Source organism: Sphingomonas sp. 28-62-20, assembly GCF_002281505.1.
This window is the reverse complement of sequence record NZ_NCGH01000084.1, coordinates 1-1,058: the sequence shown is the minus strand read 5'-3', so window position 1 is coordinate 1,058 and position 1,058 is coordinate 1. Positions and strand designations below refer to the sequence as shown.

Below are 1,058 nucleotides of genomic sequence, written 5' to 3'. Positions count from 1 at the left end.
TCATCGGAAGTCCTTCAGGCTCTCGATGTTCTTCAGGGAAAGCCACCGCCTCGATCGCTTCGGGCATCCGGTAGCCACGATGCACATAGTCCTCGATCTGAGCGAAGACATGCGGGCTCGATGAATAGAGCGTGCCTGAGAACCGGTCGAGGACGAGCCGAGCGACGCATTCGGTCTCTGGGCCCCTGATGAAGATGTCCGAATAGTCGGTGCCATTGCGCTTCAGCGACCGCAGCAAAGCCTCGGTCATGTTGTCCATCTCGAACCGGTCCGAATTGCGGAAATCCGAGATGGTCTCGCCCTTCTGCTGGAGGATGAGGAACCAGTCGGAGTTTTCGAGGGCGGCCCGCGAGCCTTCGGATTTGTAGTAATCGTGGATCGACTGCGTCGCGGTGATCAGCGCGCCGCCATATTTGCGGCAGGTGCGCGAATAGGTCTCGACGAAGTCGGCCATCGCCCCGCCCTTCAGCATCTGCCAGGCCTCATCGATGATCAGCGGTTTCGGGATCGCGCGGTCCATCCGGCGCATAACCTGCGAGGCAATGAACATGATCGAGGTCAGAACGACGCCGCGCAGCTCCACCCGGGTCGCAAGGTCCGAGAGCTCGAACACGGTAAGATCGGCTGACAGATCAAGGTTGGCATCGCCAAGGAAGAACTTCCCGTAGGTGCCCTTGGCCGCGAACGGCAGCAGCGAGGTCGCCAGATCATAGGCGAAAGGATGCTCGTGGCCCTTTAGGGCCTGCATCACGTGATCGATTGTGCCATCCCGCCCATGGGTGTCCCACACAAGATTGACCGCCTGGTCGATAAGCCCGCGTTCGGTGTCATTGAGCCGAGTCTCGTTGCGCGCCATCTGCGACACGATGGATTTGAGCATCGCAAGGCAGTCGACCAGATAGTCGTCGTCCCCTTCGGCAAGGGCCTCGTCGATCATGCGAAACGGGTTGATCGAAATACCCGACGACAGCTTGAACTCGGTGAATGTCCCGCCAAGCGCCTTGGCCATATGCTCGAAGCTGCGGCCGTCATCGATCACGATGGTCTTGGCCCCAACC

At 59.8% G+C, this 1,058-nt stretch carries 1 protein-coding gene; it reads right to left on the bottom strand.

Features of this window, described 5'->3' with window-relative positions:
- Positions 1–1,058, bottom strand: a 1,058-nt coding sequence (locus B7Y43_RS20210; protein WP_374133443.1) for an ATP-binding protein, incomplete at both ends; no start/stop codon positions are given.